17 protein-coding genes are annotated in these 18474 nt (G+C 63.7%); 2 read left to right on the top strand and 15 right to left on the bottom strand.

All coding sequences use genetic code 11. The features are described from left to right. Positions 1–10: 10 nt before the first annotated feature. Positions 11–1135, bottom strand: a complete 1125-nt coding sequence (locus tag SH412_RS19655) for an NAD(P)/FAD-dependent oxidoreductase (RefSeq protein WP_336519717.1) — start codon at positions 1133–1135, stop codon at positions 11–13. Positions 1136–1162: 27 nt separating this feature from the next. Continuing rightward, a complete protein-coding gene (locus SH412_RS19650) occupies positions 1163–2458 on the bottom strand; it encodes an SAM-dependent methyltransferase (protein WP_336519716.1) in 1296 nt (431 codons plus the stop codon). A gap of 403 nt (positions 2459–2861) precedes the next feature. Here SH412_RS19650 and SH412_RS19645 point away from each other — a divergent pair, with 403 nt between their 5' ends. Together SH412_RS19645 and SH412_RS19640 are read left to right on the top strand one after the other, a co-directional pair. Further along, entirely contained in the window at positions 2862–4304 is a 1443-nt protein-coding gene (locus SH412_RS19645; protein WP_336519715.1) for an oxidoreductase, read from the top strand. 56 nt (positions 4305–4360) lie between these two features. Then, a complete protein-coding gene (locus SH412_RS19640; protein WP_336519714.1) occupies positions 4361–5119 on the top strand; it encodes a TerC family protein in 759 nt (252 codons plus the stop codon). A 29-nt stretch (positions 5120–5148) separates the two neighbouring features. Here SH412_RS19640 and SH412_RS19635 read toward each other — a convergent pair whose 3' ends face one another. The 13 genes from SH412_RS19635 to SH412_RS19575 form a co-directional block, all read right to left on the bottom strand. Then, positions 5149–5631: a GreA/GreB family elongation factor gene (locus tag SH412_RS19635; protein ID WP_336519713.1), complete on the bottom strand. Its 483-nt coding sequence runs from the start codon at positions 5629–5631 to the stop codon at positions 5149–5151. 212 nt (positions 5632–5843) lie between these two features. Then, positions 5844–6008, bottom strand: coding sequence for a hypothetical protein (locus tag SH412_RS19630; RefSeq protein WP_336519712.1), 165 nt, complete (start codon positions 6006–6008; stop codon positions 5844–5846). Between the two features lie 3 nt (positions 6009–6011). Next, entirely contained in the window at positions 6012–6395 is a 384-nt protein-coding gene (locus SH412_RS19625) for a Uma2 family endonuclease (protein WP_336519711.1), read from the bottom strand. 149 nt (positions 6396–6544) lie between these two features. Beyond that, positions 6545–7681, bottom strand: coding sequence for a Gfo/Idh/MocA family protein (locus SH412_RS19620; RefSeq protein ID WP_336519710.1), 1137 nt, complete (start codon positions 7679–7681; stop codon positions 6545–6547). 232 nt (positions 7682–7913) lie between these two features. Continuing rightward, the gene (locus tag SH412_RS19615; protein WP_336519709.1) at positions 7914–8951 is read right to left on the bottom strand and encodes a sugar phosphate isomerase/epimerase family protein; all 1038 of its coding nucleotides are present in this window, start codon (positions 8949–8951) and stop codon (positions 7914–7916) included. Positions 8952–8978: 27 nt separating this feature from the next. Then, complete coding sequence (locus SH412_RS19610) at positions 8979–9581, bottom strand: Uma2 family endonuclease (RefSeq protein WP_336519708.1); 603 nt, start codon at positions 9579–9581, stop codon at positions 8979–8981. A 236-nt stretch (positions 9582–9817) separates the two neighbouring features. Further along, positions 9818–10576, bottom strand: coding sequence for a hypothetical protein (locus SH412_RS19605; RefSeq protein ID WP_336519707.1), 759 nt, complete (start codon positions 10574–10576; stop codon positions 9818–9820). Between the two features lie 86 nt (positions 10577–10662). Continuing rightward, positions 10663–11886, bottom strand: coding sequence for a class I mannose-6-phosphate isomerase (locus tag SH412_RS19600; RefSeq protein WP_336519706.1), 1224 nt, complete (start codon positions 11884–11886; stop codon positions 10663–10665). 150 nt (positions 11887–12036) lie between these two features. After that, a complete protein-coding gene (locus SH412_RS19595) occupies positions 12037–13656 on the bottom strand; it encodes a hypothetical protein (protein ID WP_336519705.1) in 1620 nt (539 codons plus the stop codon). Next, complete coding sequence (locus SH412_RS19590) at positions 13653–15401, bottom strand: complex I subunit 4 family protein (protein ID WP_336519704.1); 1749 nt, start codon at positions 15399–15401, stop codon at positions 13653–13655. Before SH412_RS19590 ends, SH412_RS19595 begins: the two co-directional genes overlap by 4 nt. A gap of 9 nt (positions 15402–15410) precedes the next feature. Beyond that, the gene (locus tag SH412_RS19585) at positions 15411–17267 is read right to left on the bottom strand and encodes a proton-conducting transporter transmembrane domain-containing protein (protein ID WP_336519703.1); all 1857 of its coding nucleotides are present in this window, start codon (positions 17265–17267) and stop codon (positions 15411–15413) included. After that, complete coding sequence (locus SH412_RS19580; protein WP_336519702.1) at positions 17264–17677, bottom strand: hypothetical protein; 414 nt, start codon at positions 17675–17677, stop codon at positions 17264–17266. Before SH412_RS19580 ends, SH412_RS19585 begins: the two co-directional genes overlap by 4 nt. A 27-nt stretch (positions 17678–17704) precedes the next feature. Continuing rightward, positions 17705–18454: a hypothetical protein gene (locus tag SH412_RS19575; protein ID WP_336519701.1), complete on the bottom strand. Its 750-nt coding sequence runs from the start codon at positions 18452–18454 to the stop codon at positions 17705–17707. Positions 18455–18474 lie beyond the last annotated feature (20 nt).

Here is an 18474-nt window from a genome sequence, read left to right as displayed (position 1 = left end):
CATTGCAGCCCTACACGACGAGCGCCGGCTGCTGCACGTGCAGAAACCACCGGTCCAGCAGCACGTGCCGATGGAACCACCGCGACTGCATCAGCCGGGCGGCGGCCCATTGGCGCAGGCGCGGAGAAAACCGGTCGGTCCATCCGCCGCGCTTCGCTCCGGCTCCGAACCGGGCCATGCAACGTTCTTCGAGACGCTGCATCAGGGGGCCGGAATAGTCTCCGTTCGCCTGCACGATCAGTTCGCCGGCCAGCATCCCCGACTCGATCGAGGGACGGATGCCTTCGCCGCTCTGCGGATAGGCCAGCCCGATCGCGTCACCGATCAGCATCACGCCCCGCGGGACGTTGATCGGCGGCGCGAACCGCCGCAGCCGGTAGGCATGCCCCTTGAAGGCGTGCGGAATTTCCATCGTCAGCCGGCCGGTGTCGCGGAGGAACTTGACGAAGTCGTCGACATGGCTTGAAAGATTGCGCTCGTGTTCGCGTCCCAGGCCGATGTTGAGATAGTCTCCTTTGCGGACGATCCAGCCGTAGCCGGACAGATCCGGGCAGAAATACAGTTCCGGGAACTCGCCGGAAACCGGGAATGTCGCCCGCAACTCCTCGGGGATCAGAAACTCCGCTTCCTGCGCCAGCACGACCGGATCGTCGGTTGCGTCGTCGCGCTGCGCGACCAGCTTCGACACCGGGCAGAAATGTCCTCCGGCTCCGATCACCAGCCGGGCGGAAATCGCGTCGTTCGCAATCCACCGGTCCCCGTCCGCTCGCAAAGACTTGAGCGATTCCCCCAGCCGGAGCGGCGCTCCGGAGCGGTGCAGCAGGTAGTTGTCGAACTCGCAGCGGCGGATGCCGTAGCTGACCGGACGCTGGTAGTCGGTCCGGATCCCCCGGCGGCCGATCAGCCCGGTGATGAACCCCGTGAAGGGCTGCAGCACGTTCTCGCGAGCGAAATCCTCCGTGTCGATCTCCAGCGAGGCGATGATTGCCGGCGTAATCCAGCCGGTGCAGACCTTGTCGCGCGGAAACTGCGCCCGGTCGAGCACGACCACATCGATCCCATGTTTCCGCAAGTGCCGGGCGCAAGTCGAACCCGCCGGCCCGCCGCCAACAATCAGGACGTCGCACCGATCCATGGGAATCTCCAGCGCGTGCAGCGGCGGTCAGTAGCCGTTCCGCGGGGTTTCTTGGGCGGCCGTCAGCCGCGACCGCAAAAGTCCGTCGGATTTTGACGCGGCCCCCGACGGTCCTGCCAGATGTTCGTAAATGTCGGCGCGCGTCCAGGGAACGTCGTTGCACTCGGCCCGGTTAAAGTGGACTTGAAAGAGCTGCAGATAGCCGGATTCGAACGCGGCGATCGATGCCGCCAGGTAGAACCTCCACATCCGCACGAAGCGTTCGTCAAACATCCGCAACACCTCGCCGGCGCGCGCGTCGAAACGCTGCAGCCAGTGCCGTAGGGTCTGGGCATAGTGCATGCGGAGGTTTTCGACGTCGAGAACCGAGAATCCGTGCGGTTCGAAGATCTGCAGCATCTGCGAGAGGCTGGGAGGCTCCGCGCCGGGGAAGATATGCTTCGTCGTCCAGGCATCCAGCGGGCGGGCGACGTTCCGGCCGATCGTATGGATCAGGCCCCGTCCGCCGTCGCTGAGGACGCGATCAATCAGCCGCCCCAGCGTGTAATACTGGTCGACGCCGACGTGTTCGAGCATTCCCACCGAAACAAAGACGTCGAACTTGCCGGTCATGCTCCGGTAGTCGTCCTCGACGAACTCCACCCGGTCGGCGAGGCCCTCCCGCTGAGCCCGTTGACGGGCAAAGGCAATCTGCTCCTTCGACAGGTTGTAGGCGCGCACCCGGACGCCGTACTCGCGAGCCATGTGCAGTGCGAATCCCCCCCAGCCGCAACCCGCTTCGGCGACGACGTCCCCGGCTTTCAGTCGCAGTTTCCGGCAGATATGGTCGAACTTGGCGACCTGGGCCTGCTCCAGCGTGAATCGCGGATCCTCGTAGTACGCACAGGTGTAGGCCAGTTGTTCGTCGAGCCAGAGGCGGTAGAAGTCGTTCCCCAGATCGTAGTGGTGGTAGACGCTGGACTTGGATTCCGCGAGCGAATGGCCCTTGCGGCGCACCAGCCAATCCCGCAATGACCAGCTCGGACCACGCTCCCGTTCCAGCCGCCGCATGGCCTGCATCACCGAGGTCAGGACGCCCGGCAACTCTCCCTGAATCACGATCTCGCCCGACGAGAAGCCCTCGCCGAAGCCGAGTGAAGCGTCCCATAACAACCGGCGGAGGGCCGCCGGGGAGCGGAACTCGATCCGTCCGAGCGAGGACTCCTGCGGTCCCCCCACCTCGAACCCGTCCCACAGCGCCAGCCGGACGGGGGGGCCGCCCACGCCGATCCAGATCCGTTTCAGAAACTCCCGCTCCCAGCGATACGCCCCACGGTCAGCCATCAGAACGACTCCCGAAGACTGCAGGTTGGAAATCGAAGCGCAGACTCAACCCTGCCGGGAGACTGGCGCAGCCAAGTCCCGACATTCCACAGCACAGAGATCGTTTCCGATCCGGCCTCAAACAGTCGCGATCCATCGCTCGATGCAGTGTAACCCGTGCTGAACACGAGACTCCAGTGGTTGTTTTTCAAACTCCGATTTCATCGAGAAGACATCCGGCCATCAGCATACCAGTCCGCCCGCTCGGAGCAGTCGCTACGGCAGTCAAGGTCTGGCTGGCCTCTCCGGATTCACGCTCGCTCGATCATTCTGCCGAACCCGCAGCATGGCCCCGATCCGGATACAAGTCTATACTGGCACGGCAGATTGTGTCGCCGCCCCGCGTTCCCGAAAGCCCATCGGCATGGCCCGCTATTTCAAGTTCAAGTCTCCTGCGGAGCTGATTGCGGAGGCCCGTTCGCTGGGTGGCGATCTCGAACTTACGGAAGACATGACGCCGCTGTTTCGGCCGATCGCCGTCGGCGGGCGGACTGTAGCCAACCGGTTATGCGTCCAGCCGATGGAAGGGTGCGACGGAACGCTCGACGGACTTCCGGGCGAATTGACTGTCCGGCGCTACCAGCGGTTCGGGGCCGGCGGGGCCAAGCTGATCTGGGGCGAAGCCACCGCCATCGCCGACGAAGGCCGGATGAACCCCCGTCAGCTCTGGTTGCACGAAGGTTCCGCTTCCGCCATCGAGCAGATGCTCGCGGAATGTCGCAAAGCTCACCGCGACGCCTGCGGATCGGACGACGGGCTGCTCCTCGGATTGCAGCTCACGCACTCGGGCCGGTTCAGCTTTCGCAAACCCCTGATCGCCGTCCACGACCCGATCCTCGACCCGCTCACGCTCGACAAATCGACGGGCAAGCGACTGGACGCCTCCTGCCCGCTCCTCACGGACGACGACCTCAAGCGGATCGAAGACCAGTATGTTTTCGCCGCCAGGCTGGCGGCGAAGATCGGTTGCGATTTCGTCGACGTCAAACAGTGCCACCGGTATCTCCTTTCGGAGCTTCTCGCGGCGCGAACGCGACCTGGCGAGTATGGCGGCTCGCTGGAGAACCGCACCCGGCTCGTCCGGAACGTGGTAACCCGCATTCGGGAAGAGCTGCCGCACCTGACAATCGGCACGCGGATGAACGCCTACGACGGCATTCCCTATCGCGGCGACGGCGAGGAATTTGTCGGCACGCCCTGTCCGCACGAACTGCCGCTGACCTGCGCCTTCGGCGTCGATCCGCAGAACCATCTCGTTCCGGATACCACGGAGCCGATCCAGGTCGTCCGCTGGCTGCGCGACTGGGGCGTAGGCCTCATCAACATCAGCCTGGGAAATCCCTACGCCAACCCGCACGTCGTCCGACCGGCGGAGTTTCCCCCGATCGACGGCTATCATGCTCCTGAACACCCGCTGCTTGGCGTCCTGCGGCACTTTCAGATCGCCGGCATGATCCAGCAGGCCGTGCCGGACGTTCCGGTCGTGGGAAGCGCCTACACCTGGCTGCAGGATTACTCAATGCAGGCGGGTGCGGCGAACGTGGCCGCCGGCCGGTGCGCGTTCGTCGGTCTCGGACGGGGGACGCTCAGCCAGCCGGACTTCGCCCGGCAGCTCCAGGAACACGGCAAGCTGGAACGGAAGACGGTCTGCCGGACGTTTTCGTACTGCACGAACCTGATGCGGACCAAGGATCATCCGCTGGGCCAGTATCCGACCGGATGCCCGCCCTTCGATAAGGAGGTCTACGGCCCGCTGTGGAAAGAAATCGAAGCGAAGCGCAAAGCGGCTGCGCCGTCGGAATCGTGACCATCCGCGAGGCTGTGCAGCGTCTCTGAAATCCTCACCGGAAGTGAATTGCCCGCATGTCTGAACTGCTGACGACCGAGAATCTGATCGCGTTCCTCACGCTGACCAGCCTGGAAATCGTGCTGGGAATCGACAACATCATCTTCATCGCGATCCTTGCCGGTCGGATGGAAGAGAAGAAACGAAATCTGGCCCGGCAGCTCGGGCTGATGATCGCCGTGATCTCGCGAATCGGGCTGCTGCTGGCGATTGGCTGGGTGATGCAGCTCAAGGAGGAGCTGTTCGCGCTGTTCGGCCACGCGGTCACCGGCAAGGATCTGGTGCTGATGATCGGCGGCCTGTTTCTGATCGGCAAGTCGACGGTGGAGATCCATCACAAGGTCGAGGGGGAGCACGACAGCGACATGGCCACGGGGCCCAAGATGTCGATGGCGATGATGCTGGCGGAAGTGGCGGCGATCGACATGATCTTCTCGCTGGATTCCGTCATCACCGCGGTCGGCATGTCCAAGAGCGTCCCCGTCATGATCGCCGCCATCCTGACTTCGGTCGCCGTCATGCTCTGGTACTCGGGCTTCGTGGTGCGGTTCGTCGACCGGCACCCGGCGATCAAACTGCTGGCGCTGTCGTTTCTGCTGCTGATCGGCGTCCTGCTGGTCGGCGAGGGATTTCACTACGAAATCCCGAAAGGCTACATCTACTTCGCGATGGCCTTCTCGCTGACGATCGAGCTGCTGCAGATGCGCGCCGAGCACAACGCGCACCACAAGCCCAAGGTGTCGACGGGGGCCAGCGACGACGGCTCGGCCGTGTAGCGAGCCGTCGCACGCAGCGGTCCCGGGAACTACTCCGCGTCGTCAATCGCCAGAACTTTGTACCGCATTGTGCCGCGGGGGACGTCGACCTCGACCGTTTCGCCGACCTTCTTGTTCATCATGGCCTGCGCCAGCGGGCTGGAGGTCAGGATTTTCATGACGTCGGTCGTGTAGTCTTCTTCGCCCGGACCGACGAATTCGTACTGCTCTTCGTCGCCGCCATCAAGGTCTTTAACCGTCACGCGCGTGCCGAACGCCACGACCCCCTTGGGCATGTTCGCGCGGTCGACGATGTAGCAATCCGCGAGTTTCGTTTTCAGGGAGTTGATTTTGGCCAGGAGCATGCCCTGGGCTTCGCGCTGACCGTGGTACTCGGCATTTTCGCGGAGGTCCCCCTCGGCCCGCGCGTCGGCGATCGCCTGCGTGATGCGCGGCATCTCTTCCTGCTCCATACGACGCAACTCTTCCATGAGCCGGTCGTAGCCTTCCCGCGAAATCGGCTGTCGTTCCATCGGATGATTCTCCCCACACTCTGCGCATCGCAGACGCGGCGAATGCCGACGTGCCGCCCCCGAATTCAGGGGCGGGTCCGTCGGACGTTCGCAGTCAATCGGTCCAGACCAAAAACAAAGAGACGGGCGGCAAACAATGGCCGCCCGTGCTCGGAAGTGTTCAAAGTATACACGTGGGGGAGCGAAATCTCCACCCCCTGTTTGCCGGGAGATCAAGCGGAAGCCGGGACCGGAATCAAGTCGCCGATGTTCATCGACCAGCCGGGAATCAGCGAGGTCTCGAGCGTGTCGGCGGCCGTCAATTTCCGCACGGATTCGGGAGCCGTGTCGACTTCTACAAGGCGATCCTCCGGGCTGATCAGCCAGACCTCTTGCACGCCCTAGTGAAAGTATTCGCGGAGCTTGCGGGCGACGTTCTGATAGAGATCGTTCGGGCTGAGGACTTCGACGGCGAGATCGCGGACGACCGCCCAGTCGCCGGTCAGGGGCGGAGGGCCGTTCAATGGCCACGTTTCCGCCGAGAAAAACGCGACGTCGGGTCTCCTGTGAAGTCCATTTGCAGCGTCCAACACCAGGACGGTTTCGATCGCCAGCGTCCCGACCGGATGCGTGTCGATGTGACGCTGTAATGACAACAGCAGCCGGAGCGCGAGCCAGGATGCGAATCCTCCCACGTTTTTCTCCACGATCTGGCCATCGACGATCTCATACAACGAGTCGTCGGAAGGAAGGACCGGCGGATGCTCGGAAATGACGGATGCCACAGCAGTTTCCTGCTCAAAACGTGCGTACAGTCATTAGACCAATCGACGTCATCCCTATCAAGGCCGCTTCGCACCTCGCGAGGGCGCAGCAAAACAGCCAGGGGCCTGACGGTCCCCGGCTGCTGAACTCTCGAACCGGCAATGACCACTCAATCGATCGTCTGCCACGCGCCGTCGCGCGCGCTGTTGAGGACTGCGTCGCAGACTTTCTGAGTCTCCAGCGAATCGCGGAAGGTCGGGCCGATCGACTCGCCCTTCGCCACGCCCTGCAGGAAGTCGGCGACCTGATGCACGAACGTGTGTTCGTAGCCGATCTGCAGGCCGGGCACCCACCAGTGGCTCATGTAGGGGTGGTCGCTGTCGGTGACGTGGATCGACCGCCAGCCGCGGAGCGAGCCTTGGTCGCGGTGATCGAAGTACTGCAGCCGGTGCAGGTCGTGGAGATCCCACTTGATCGAGGCGTGCTCGCCGTTGATCTCGAACGTGTAGAGAGCCTTATGGCCGCGGGCGTAGCGGGTCGATTCGAACAGCCCGAGCGAGCCGTTGCCGAACCGGCAGAGGAAAGCGCAGGCATCGTCGATGCTGACCTTTTCGACCTTACCCGTGAGCGTGTGCGTCCGCTCTTTGATAAAGGTTTCCGTCATGGCGTTGACGGTGGTGATCCCGCCGTTGAGCCAGAGGGCGGTATCGATGCAGTGCGCCAGCAGGTCGCCCGTCACCCCCGAGCCGGCGGCCGCCGCGTCCAGCCGCCAGAGGGCATTCCCCCCTTGAGGCAGATCGGCGGAAATCGTCCAGTCTTGCAGAAAATTGGCGCGGTAGTGGAAGATTCGCCCGAGCTTGCCTTCATCAATCAACTGCTTGGCGAACGTCACGGCGGGCACCCGCCGGTAGTTGTACCAGACGGTATTGAGGACTTTGGCCTTCTCGACCGCCTGACACATTTCCTCGCCTTCGGCGACGTTCATCGCCAGCGGCTTTTCGCAGAGGATCATTTTGCCGTTGGCCGCCGCGGCGAGGGCGATTTCCTTGTGGAGATTGTTCGGCGTGCAGATGTCGACGGCGTCGATATCCTTCCGCTCGACCAGCTTCCGCCAGTCGGTCTCGACCGATTCGTAACCCCAGGTATTCGCAAACGTCTGCACCTTGGCGGCGTCGCGGGCGCAGACCGCCTGCAGAACAGGGGTGTATTCGAGGTCGAAGAAATTCGGCACCCGGCGATAGGCGTTCGAGTGCGTCCGCCCCATGAAACCGTAACCGACGAGACCGATACGAAGCGGCTTGGCCATCTGCTGAAACTCCTGAATTGCTCTAGAGAAAATCTTGATTAAGGCGCCAGGGCAAAGCAACGGATCAGGCCATCGCCCCGACAGGGAATCACTTTCAGGGGAGAATGAACGGTCGAGGCAGGAAAGGGGACAGCCCACCTTTATAGGATCTGAGCCTTATGGACTTTCTCCCTCATTTCTCCGTGTCCTCCGCGTCTCCGCGGTGGAGCCTCTTCACTCGTCTTACTGAAGCCTACGCTTCCCAGCCCGCAGCGTCGCGAACCTTCAGCATGACGTCCAGAATCGTGTTCCACGTCTGCGGATTCTCCAGCATCGCGTTGGGGAACATGCAGCCGTCCCAGCAGATGTGCTTGATTCCGCGCTCGGCGCCCCCCTTCAGCCAGTACCGCGAGCAGGCTACGATATTCAGCTTGCCGTTCGGATCGTCGGCGGGGCAGTGCCGGCCGGTCTTGTCGTGGCTGCCGGTGCCGTGGACCGACCCGTCGTTCTGAGCGACGTGGAAGTCGATGGTCCACGGCCGGAGCGCGTCGGTCATTTTCTCGTAGGCGGCCCAGAACTCGGCGTCCGTGTAGCCGGCCTTGAGCAGTGCATGCTCTTCGGCGTTGTAGCCCATCAGATACAGATAGGTATGGGCCAGATCGGCCTGGAAACCGACGGTCGATGGCATATCCACCGCTTCCAGCAGGTCGACCATGTCCTTCCAGGAATGCATGCCGGCCCAGCAGATCTCGCCTTCGGCAGCCAGCCGCTCGCCATAGCCCTGGGCGACCTTGGCCGCTTCACGGAAGGTCTCCGCGATCTTCGCGGTGTTCCCCTTGGGATCATCGCGCCAGTGAGCGGGACCGTCGGCGGCGTCGATACGGATGATGCCAGACTTCCGCACGCCGTGCTCGTTCAAAATCTTGGCGATGCGGCAGGCCTTATCGACCGCCAGCACGAACTTCTGACGGGCGTCCGGGCCACCCATCGCGGAATCGCCGACGGTGCCCGGCCAGACCGGCGCCACCAGCGAACCGACGGCCAGCCCGTAGCTGGCGATCTTGTCCGCCATCGCCCGCAGATCGGCTTCGCTGGCGTCGGGATCGGTATGCGGATGGAACAGGAACAGGTCGACGCCCTCAAACTTGCGGCCGTTGACGCTGGCGGCGGCTGTCAGCTTCAGCATGTGGTCGAGGCTGATTGGCGGATGGTCTGTGCCGGGCTCCTTGCCAACAAGTCCGGGCCACATAGCGTTGTGCAGACGGGGCAGCGCGTGTTGAGGCGTCGTCATGGAGCGGGTTCTCTCTGAGTCAGAGGGTCAGGCGGATTTGCGAGTGGTCTTTGATGGGAAAATGTCAGCGACGGCCAGGGTCAGACCCGGGAGGGCGGGGTCTTCGGGAATCGTCTGCCGGGAATTGTACATGACGGGCGGTGCGTCGGGACTATAGATCCGAACCGTTTCACAATCGGGATCAATGTACCAGACGACGGGCACTTTTGCGTCCAGAAGGTACTGAAGTTTCCTCGTCAAGTCGCCGTATTTATCCGAGGGCAGAAGGACTTCGACGGCGAGCCGCGGCGGAGAATCGTAAAGTGGAGGGTCATTCGGGGGGACGATGAACTTCTCGCCAATCCACACGCCACAATCGAGGTTCACAACTCTCTCTGGGGCGCGCGAGAGTCGGCAACGAGTTTCCGAAGCGTCAACGCCTCCCACCAGTTCAGGGCGATGTTCCAGCCAGGTCCACAGCAGGTAGCACAGGCGTGCGACCACCCGGCTCTGACGAGGGCCGCGTGCTTTCTTTCCGGAACGCAGATCAACGATCTCCCCGTCGATCAAAGCAAGCTCAGCATCCTCTGCCGCCTCCGCTTCGGCACGGAGAAAATCTTCCAACGTCGCGCGGGTCGAAGCCGTCACCATTGTGTATCTCAGATAGCAATGCTGAGCAATCTCAGCGCCGATCCAGACTGCAATTCAAGGAGATCTTACTTCTGTCCCGCATCGCTTTGGCAAGTCGGGAATGTCCGCCCAGAGATTTTTCAATCGGCAGTCGGTTGTCGCCCAGTCAAACGCCAGCCCTTACTTTGCGAGTTGAATTGTTGCGAGTTTCCAGTTAAGTCCCTCCAACTTGAGCAGCAATACGACGCTCCACCATTTCAGTCCATCCGAAAGCATCGTTGAAGCGCGGGGTTTTCGGGACGCGTTCCAAGACGAATTCCCACAACGGTGACTTCCCGGCCGATCTCATCGTCTTTCGGAATTCTCGGCGCGGTTGGTTCAAACTGACACGAAATCAAATCATCAGTTGTCGTCGCAAAGTCGATTTCCGTTAACCGGCTTGTACTTTCCCCATTGCCAACTTTTCGAACTGCCTTCACGATTCCAGTCACGACAACGTGAGGCGGATCCCAATAGTTCGGCGGGTGTTTGCGACTGAACTCTCCGGAACGTAGCTCCATTGAGAACTCGTCCGCGGTCATTTTGGGGCAAGGTTCTCCCGAAACAGACTCAATCGTACAGTCCGTCAGAGTAAACCACGATGATTCCAGTTCGCAGTAGTAGCCGAGAATCACGACTCTCTGATTTGGATAGACCGATTTCCACGGAGTCGTGTCGCCGAAAAGACAATTGACGACCGTAGTGTCTCGCTTGGGGCCGCACATCACAATATCCGCTTGCGGAGTCCTCGTTTCCAGATGCCTCTGAAACTGATAGACTTCGCCCGAAATCGCAACTCGCCTGCCCCTCAGTTTGTCGACCAGCCCCTTCTTGTCCCGTTCCCATTCGCTCAGGAACTGCTCGAAATCGTAATGCGGAACGTTCTCCTGCGCGGCATTGATGCGGAAAGAACGATGCGGCACTTCCTTTGATATTTCGTTAAGAAGAAAAGCTGTAATCGCCCCCGCAGCAATCACAACGATCCCGAATTGGACGAATCGCCGATTCGGCTTTGGGGGCGATGACGGAAGCTTAGATTCAGGCGAAGCCATTTGACGGCGACCTAACTCTTGTAAGTCCCTACTGCCGGAGCTCCCGGCTGCGCTTCCGGCCCGAAGTACCGCAGGCCGACCAGCGGTTCGCTGCCGGTGTTCTCGAAGACCACGCCGTCCGCCGCCGCCTTGGCGGTGACGAAGACTTCGTCTTCGGTCATCTGGCCGAAGCGGATCATCGCCGGCGTCTGCAGCTTCAGACCGTTGACGCGGCCTTCGCCCTGGACCGTGATCCAGCCGTAAGCGCCGCCGTCCTTGATCGTCACCTTCGCGCCCGGATTGACCGTCAGTTCCTTGGCGGTGAAGAGCTGCTCGCTCTTGATCCGGCCATAGACGATCCAGCGATCGACGTAACCGTCCTTGTCGCTCCCCGAAGCCACGATCGGCTCCAGGTAGTGGCTGTCCTTGAAGTTTGGATTGACGTTCCCTTCCCAGTCGAGCGCGTCGACCAGGTACTGATTGTCGTCGTGCTTCTCTTTGGGGAAGTCCTTGACCAGCAGCGAGCGGGGGACCGCCCGGCCTTCGACCATCGACTGGTACATGCCGAACACGTCGCTGCCCCACTGCGGTTCGTAGGTCAGCAGCGAACCGGGAGCGTGCAGAATGCACGGCGGAATCAGCCAGCCGGTGCCGACCTGCAGGCGGTAGGCTTTCGACAGATCGAGAATGCGGTTGTCGCCGTCGTTCCAGCGATTGAGACACTCGACAACCTGATCCTTCGTCGTCCCGGGCTCCAGTCCCATGAACGTGTAAGGAAAATTGTTTCCCACGTTGTTGAGCTGCGGCGGGAAGTAATAGCTCTCGGGCTTGCCTTCCTGCCCCACCAGCTTGGCCTGCTCGGCGTTCTGGTGCATGTGGTGCGGAATCGGCCCCATGTTGTCGAAGAACTTCGAGTAAACGGGCCACTTCTTGTACTTGCCCCAGATATGGTCGCCGACCATCTCCGCGCCCAGCTCGGCGACGGCGTCGCGCAGCAGGAACTTCTCGCCGCCGGCAACGCAGTAGCTCAGACCTTCGTCGTGGCTGCGGCCTTCGTTGGCGGCCTCGGTCGTCGAGGCGAACCAGCGTTCGTCAATGCCGCCGCGGTGCGTGCCGAGTGCGTAGTAATCGTGCGGGTGCAGTTTCAGCCGGCGGCCAGGCTGCAGGAACGAACGGGGCACCCAGGTCGGCGACAGGCGCAGCACGCCTTTGCCCTCGGACAATGCGGCAGACGCCAGGGACTTCACACTGGCCATGAAAACTCCTCAATCCGTCAGATGATGCGAAACTACGAAGCGTCCCGGCAATACGCCGGACGAAACCCTCGGCGGGACCGGACATTTTGACGAGCCCCGATGCGATTTGCAAAGCCTGTGCTCTCTGCAGCTTGCGGATCGAAATTTCGATCAGGATCCGTGCGGAGACTTCCCCGCGAATTCTCCGAACGGTCGCCCGCCTGGAACAGGCGCCCGTCCGTCAACGGAGCCCAGAGATTCGGCGGAACCGGGCCGTCCTGCCGGGTCAATCTGCCTCGCCACCGGACTGCGAACCCCGGCGAGCGACACCCAGCGGAGCAGCGGGGAGGGGTTCAGGCCCCCCGCGATCAGGACCGCCGCCAGCAGCCCGGCGGTGCTCGTGGCCAGCGTCAGCGGCGGCCGTTGCGGCCTGGCGAGAGGCGGCTCCAGCAGCAGCAGACGACACCAGCGGAAGATCACAGTGGCTGCGACTACCGTGGGAAGGACGAGCGCCAGCAGCAGCAGGCGGACGCCACCGTGCGGAGCGGGTTCCGAGGGCGACTGGACCGCAGACAGGCCCGATAGGAGAGTTCCCCAGCGCGACCAGCCGGCAAGGGACGGCCACAGTCCCATCAATGACACAGCGAAAACCAGCAGCAGCCCCGAACGGAGGGGCGTCAGCGAACCCCATCCGGTAAAGTCGGCCGCGTGTTCGATCGGACGATCCCACGGCCGCAACGACTGCCAGACTGCGGTGAACCCCAGCAAGGTGACCAGCGACGTGAGCTGAGTCAGCACTAGCCAGCCAAGTGCGCCGGGCTGCCCGGAATGACCGCCGACCGTATGGACCGGCAGAGCTTCGGCCGCGATCACAGCCGCCAGACCGGCGAGTTGCCAGGCCCAGAGAACTTGACCCAGCCCGAAGAGCTGCGATCGCAGACGGTCGTGGGCGGAGGCCAGCGCGCTGCCGCCGAATGAGGCCGCCAGGGCACAAACGATCAATATTGTGATGGCTGCCGGCTCAAGGCCGGCCAGCGTATCGACTTCCAGCCGCTGCAGCGTCGCGACCCCGGCGAGCTGCCAGAGAACGAGCCAGCAGGCCCCCCTCCAGAGCGGGACCGTCGTACCGCCGTCGAGGGTCCAGATCGACCAGGGAAGCACTCCCATCCGGAGACAGAGACCGGCGACAATCAGGACCGACGCGGCAGTTCCCAGGATCGAGGGACTGCCGACCGGGGGATGGTTTCCGTTGACGGCGTAGCTGTCGACGAACAGCGCCCGTGCCGACTCAAAATCCCAGGTTCCGGTCAAGTTCAGGAGCAATGCCGCTCCCCACCAGAAGAGCAGGCTGCCCAGCCACGCCGGCCACAGCCGTCGCGGCGCGGGAGTGGAGCGATCATCGATCAGTCGCAGACCGGCGACCGTCAGGCCGTCCAGGCAGACGCCAAGCGCCAGCCAGTCGCGAGCATGGCAGGCGACAACCACGAGACCCCCGGCGAGCGCCGCCACACCCGTGGCATGTCCGACCGATCCCCCTTGGCGGCGCCAGTCACGGGCCAGGAGCAGCGTGACTGCAACAACCGTAACAACAAGCAGATCCCACGCGGCGGTCAGACGACTGCTGTCGAATGCCGTCGAGACCGCGCTGGGTCGTAGCAGCGCGGCCGCTGCGGCAGTGACTGTCAGCAGTTCGAGAGGGGCAATCACACTCACGATGCGCCGCCTGACCGCGACGCACAGCAGGAGTCCACCGGCGAAGAGGTACAGAGCGGCCTCGGGGAAAGGCATCATTCCTCCTCCCCCCCGGCCTGGCCAGGAGCGACAACTCGTGGCGGCGGCACTTCATACGGCGAGACGGACAACGTCAGGCCGGATTTGAGGGTTTTCACAAAAACTTGCGGGGCCAGCGAGAGGCCCAGAGACACTGCCAGCAGCATGATCGCGGGGGCGATCTCGCGAAAGCCGAGATCCGGCAGCCGGCCGACGACCTGCGCATCCGAGGGCGAATCGGTTTCGGACGTGGACCAGGCGGCCTGCCGTCCGTCGGGAGCAATCGACATCCAAGACGCCGAGAACTGGAACCCCTGGAGCGGTTCGCGGAAGCGACCGAACAGCGTCCGCTGGAGGATCCAGATCGCTCCCCAGGAAAGACTAATCATCGCGGGCAGGAGGACAGTCAGCGGTCCGCCCGAGCTGGCGACGGCAGTCACGATCAACAGGAACGCGGCCCAGCCGCCAAGCCAGGGAAGTCCGGACAGGCTGAGCAGCGCGGCGCCGAGGCAGAGTCCGAGTCGTGGATAGTGGGCCGCCATACCGCCAAACGCGTCGATGTCGCGCGTGCGGTAGCGATCTTCGAGCGCGCCGATCAGCAGGAATGCCGCGGCCGGACTGCAACCGAGAGCCAGGTTGAGCAGGGCTCCGCCGGCAAAGCCGCTGCTGGACAGCGTCCAGAAACCTGCAACTTCGAGCTGCACGAGCGCCGCCGCCGCGCAGCCGACAAACCGGCGGAGATCGTTCTGTGCCAGGGCCACCAGTCCAAGCTGCAGAAATCCCAGCACGGCCAGTCCGCTGAGCCATGGCGCCCAGGCGACACACTCAGCGGGGAACAGCGGAGCCACGAAACGGAGCCATCCATAGAGTCCGACCTTCAGCAGAATCCCGGCGGCGAGTGCAGCGACCGGTGCGGCGGCCTCAGCGACCAGCGATGTCCACCAGGGATGCAGTGGAAACGCGGGCGTCAGGATCGCGAACCCGGCCAGCAGCGCCAGAAACAGGTACGGGGCGACGGCAAACCAGTGAATCGCCGTGGTTTCGCTCCACGTCGAAAGCCGCTGGCCATCCGCAATGAGCGTCGGCAGATCGAACAGCAGCGCCGTCCGGCGGGGATCGAGTTCGCCCCGAATCCAGGTCACGGAGATCACCAGTCCCGCCAGGCCCAGCAGAATCAGCGTGCCGCCAGCGGCATAGTACGTGGCGAACTTCATCGCAACGGCACGTCGATCCGCACCGCCCCACCAGCCGATCAGCAAAAAGAAAACGCCCGCCACGCACTGCAGTCCGATGGCGAACGGAACAACATCCTGGGCGGCAAACAACAGCATCGCGCCGGATGACAGGCAGAGGACGAGCACCTCGAACGCCGTCGATTCCTCCATCGCGGCAGGACGCCGGCTGGAGAGCACGGCACAGACGATCAGCGCGGTCGTCACCAACGGCCACAGGCTCAGACCGTCGACTCCCAGGCTGAAGCGAATATCCAGGCCGGTGATGCCGCCGGGCGCATCGATCGGGGCGTCCGCCAGCCAGAGGACCGTCGTCCGCATCTGCGGCGACGCAGCACGGCCGTCTTCGGACAACCGATCGTCGAAGCGGGCAGCCATCAGCAGGGCGAGCGCCAGCGTCAGAATCGCGTTCGAGCGGGCCAGTTGGCGAGCGATTGGCGCCGAACCAAAGTGCGCGAAGACCCCGGTCAGCACGGCTCCGATGAGGGGCAGCGCGACGAGGATCAGCGGCAGATGGTCGAGAACTGAGACCAATGAAGTTCCTCAGGGGCGAATCTGCAGCAATGTCATCAGCAGGGCTCCAGTGATCAGGACCGCGGCCAGGGCGTAGAACGACGGCTGCCCCGTCTGCAGTCGACGCAGTTCCCGACCGGCCCGCACCGGCATCCGGGCGAGCTCGCCGTAGAACAGGCCGTCCAGGACAAACCACTCGCAGAACCGCCCCAATTGAGCCAGAGCCCGGACCGGAACATTCACCAGCAGGAACACCGCTCCGTCCAGGTGGAGCCGCTGGCGACTGAGCCGGCTCAGAGAATCCCAGCCGGCGGCTCCCTTCGCCACGAATGGCCGCAGCAGGATCGCAGCAACCGCACCGAGCAGGACGGCTCCCGCGATCATCCCGCTGGAGACGAGCAACGGAGTCCATCCTCCGGCAGGTATTGCAGACAGCCGGAGCCAGGCCAGCGGGAACAGAGCCGCCATTCCAGGCAGCACCAGGATCCAGGCCGCCTGGTCGCCACGGGCACGAACGGCCGATCGCCGGGCGAGCAGGACTGCGGCGGCGCCCTGCAATGCAATCGCGATCCCCAGCGCGCCAGCGACGGCCATCCCGGGGAGTACCGGGCCCGCCTTCAGTGACTGAGACGTGGCACTTGGCGCGTACGGCAACCAGTTCACCTCCTGCCCGGCGACATTCAGCAGCAGTGGTCCTGCGACGAACATCACGGCCGGACAGAGCGCGAGAATTGACGTCGTCCAATTCGAGAATCCCTGCCCGGAGGTCGGCTGGCGGGCCAGGCGGAGCTCCGGAATTGTTCCGGCATCCACGCCTTCGACACGTCGCCAGAGCAGGACCCCGGCGCCCATCAGCCCCAGCCCGGCCAGCCCGCTGGCGCCTGCAAACTCCGGCGACAGCGCCAGCGCGGCCACCAGCAGACCTGAGTTTCCAGCAAGCAACCAGCCGACCATTCGTCGGGGAGAGGCCTGGCTGAGGGCGAAAAATGGAGCGGTCACCGCGGTCAACAGGCCCAGCCCGGCCGCGACCAGTTGCGCAGCGGGAGTTTCAGTGAGCCACGGCCCCGCCAGGACAAGCCAGCATAGTCCGGAGGGCCAGGCCGCAGTCGCGACAAGCAGCGTCGCCCGCGGATCAGGCCCTTCGGTGACTTCGTGCATCCAGTCGTTGAACGGCCAGAGTGCGGCTCTTGCCAGAGAACCCAGCACGAGGGCTGCCGCGATCACTCCGGGCAACGGCGGCAGTCGTTCGCCAACCTGCGCCAGCACCGTCGAGCTGTTCCAGTTCGACCCGACATCCACCGACGGCAACAACACAACAATCACAGCCAGGAGGAAGGCGTCGCCGACGAAACTGGTGACCAGCCACTTCCGCGCCGCCGGACCGGCCGTCGGGCGGACGGATCCGGCTCCCAATGCGCAAAATGTTGCGACGCCAACCACCGCATGGAGCAGCAGCATCAGCCAGAGCTCCGCCGCGAGCCACTGGGCGGCGCACGCGGCGTGTGCGGTTCCGAAGCACAAGAGATGCCATCGCGAACCCGATCCCTGGGAGTCCCGCATCGGCCCCGTCACCGTGAGCGCAGCCAGGCCCAGAATGCCTGCAACCCACCACAAACGAACCGGTTCGGCGCGCCACCACCAGTGGGCATTCCAGGCGACGCGACCCGGAACGCTGAGCCATGTCCCGGCGTTCCAGTCGACGGGAGCGGCGTCCGTTCTAACGACCATCCAGACCGCCAGACCGGCGGCCAGCCAATAACAAGAGGTCAAGCTGCGCGCCGCGAATCGCGAACTCTTCGGCGACGACAACCCGCTGGCGATCAGCGTACCAATCGCCGGCAACGTGACGAGAACCGCCAGAGAGACGACATCCGACGGGAACGTCATGACGGCCGCCCATCCTCGCCGGAACGATCGAGACCGGATATCGCGCTCTGCCGAAAACCGGTCATCAGTTCCGTCGACCAGTCTCGCAGGGGAACGCGATCGGCCAGGACGTCTTTCCCGGTGAAGTCGCTATCGACATCGCCGACTTCGGTCTCGTCGAGACCGTTGCCGCGGAGGCCGGCCCCCAGGACCAGGTAGACCGAAAGGACGGCCAGCAGGACGGGGATGGACGCGGTCGTCTCCACATCGGGATGCAGGAGTCGCGCCGCTCCGATCAGGATTGGCAGACCCAGCCAGGCGATGCTGAGGCTGACCAGTCCCGAACGACCGTCGCGGCGCAGCAGCAACCCCGCCACTCCCGTCGCGAGCAGGGTGGATCCCAGGAGCAGCGTATTGTTCCAGGCGCCCATGCGGTTCCGTGATGTTTCGAGGCGGAGTCAGGCCGGATTGATGTGCTGCCGATCCCCCGCCGCAAGATTCGAGTCGCTGCTCGTTACCCCCAGCATGCCCACGAAAAACAGGATTCCTAAAGTGCCGAGCAGCTCGGGGCGGGACCAGGCCGACACCCGTTGAGGGGCGGCCGCGAGAACCGGGAGTTCGGTTTCGGAAACGATATCACGCGGCAAAGCCGAATGCTGCCCTCCGGGCGAGACCCTGCCCGCCTCGTGAATTGCCGCCGAGTGAATCGCTCCCCAGATCCCCAGCGTGAGGCCGCTGAGCGCGGCAATCGTTGCGACAGGGGCGGGCGGAACGGGCTCGATCTGCTCCGCGCCCGCAACTTCCGCGACATCACGACTGTTTATGCTCGTCGCCCACCAGGGAAGGAAACCGCCGGCGCTGAGAATCATGGTCAGCGCCGCTCCCGCGGCCTCGCCCATCGCAAGCAGTGCGCCCGATACGGTCAGCACGACTGTCAGCCACGCCGCCAGGAGCAGCCGGGACGAATTTGCGCCGATTGCGAGAGCGGCCGTTCCGCAGCCGACGGCCAGCAGAATCGAAGTCGCCGACGAACCGGACGGCGCGGGAAGCTTCAATTGCAGGCCCAGCATCGCCAGATAGGCCAATAGCGAAAGGCCGGCCACAGACCGCCAACCCGCATGGCTTGCGGTCCAGCGCCACGCAACAACCGCTCCCCAGACCATCGCGGCGAGGACGATCAACCAGACCGGCAGGCGGGCTCCATCCATTGGCGGTCCTTCGGGGAAGT

The sequence above is a fragment of the Planctellipticum variicoloris genome (assembly GCF_030622045.1).
GTDB lineage: Bacteria > Planctomycetota > Planctomycetia > Planctomycetales > Planctomycetaceae > Planctellipticum > Planctellipticum variicoloris.
This window is presented reverse-complemented; position numbering and strand designations above follow the sequence as displayed.

Excerpts from the sequence above, each read along its gene's own strand:
- SH412_RS19645 (WP_336519715.1), top strand. The coding sequence starts at position 2,862 with ATGGCCCGCTATTTCAAGTTCAAGTCTCCTGCGGAGCTGATTGCGGAG.
- SH412_RS19600 (WP_336519706.1), bottom strand. The coding sequence starts at position 11,886 with ATGGCCAGTGTGAAGTCCCTGGCGTCTGCCGCATTGTCCGAGGGCAAA.
- SH412_RS19585 (WP_336519703.1), bottom strand. The coding sequence starts at position 17,267 with ATGACGTTCCCGTCGGATGTCGTCTCTCTGGCGGTTCTCGTCACGTTG.
- SH412_RS19575 (WP_336519701.1), bottom strand. The coding sequence starts at position 18,454 with ATGGATGGAGCCCGCCTGCCGGTCTGGTTGATCGTCCTCGCCGCGATG.
- SH412_RS19615 (WP_336519709.1), bottom strand. The coding sequence starts at position 8,951 with ATGACGACGCCTCAACACGCGCTGCCCCGTCTGCACAACGCTATGTGG.
- SH412_RS19640 (WP_336519714.1), top strand. The coding sequence starts at position 4,361 with ATGTCTGAACTGCTGACGACCGAGAATCTGATCGCGTTCCTCACGCTG.
- SH412_RS19595 (WP_336519705.1), bottom strand. The coding sequence starts at position 13,656 with ATGATGCCTTTCCCCGAGGCCGCTCTGTACCTCTTCGCCGGTGGACTC.
- SH412_RS19635 (WP_336519713.1), bottom strand. The coding sequence starts at position 5,631 with ATGGAACGACAGCCGATTTCGCGGGAAGGCTACGACCGGCTCATGGAA.
- SH412_RS19580 (WP_336519702.1), bottom strand. The coding sequence starts at position 17,677 with ATGGGCGCCTGGAACAATACGCTGCTCCTGGGATCCACCCTGCTCGCG.
- SH412_RS19650 (WP_336519716.1), bottom strand. The coding sequence starts at position 2,458 with ATGGCTGACCGTGGGGCGTATCGCTGGGAGCGGGAGTTTCTGAAACGG.
- SH412_RS19610 (WP_336519708.1), bottom strand. The coding sequence starts at position 9,581 with ATGGTGACGGCTTCGACCCGCGCGACGTTGGAAGATTTTCTCCGTGCC.
- SH412_RS19655 (WP_336519717.1), bottom strand. The coding sequence starts at position 1,135 with ATGGATCGGTGCGACGTCCTGATTGTTGGCGGCGGGCCGGCGGGTTCG.
- SH412_RS19620 (WP_336519710.1), bottom strand. The coding sequence starts at position 7,681 with ATGGCCAAGCCGCTTCGTATCGGTCTCGTCGGTTACGGTTTCATGGGG.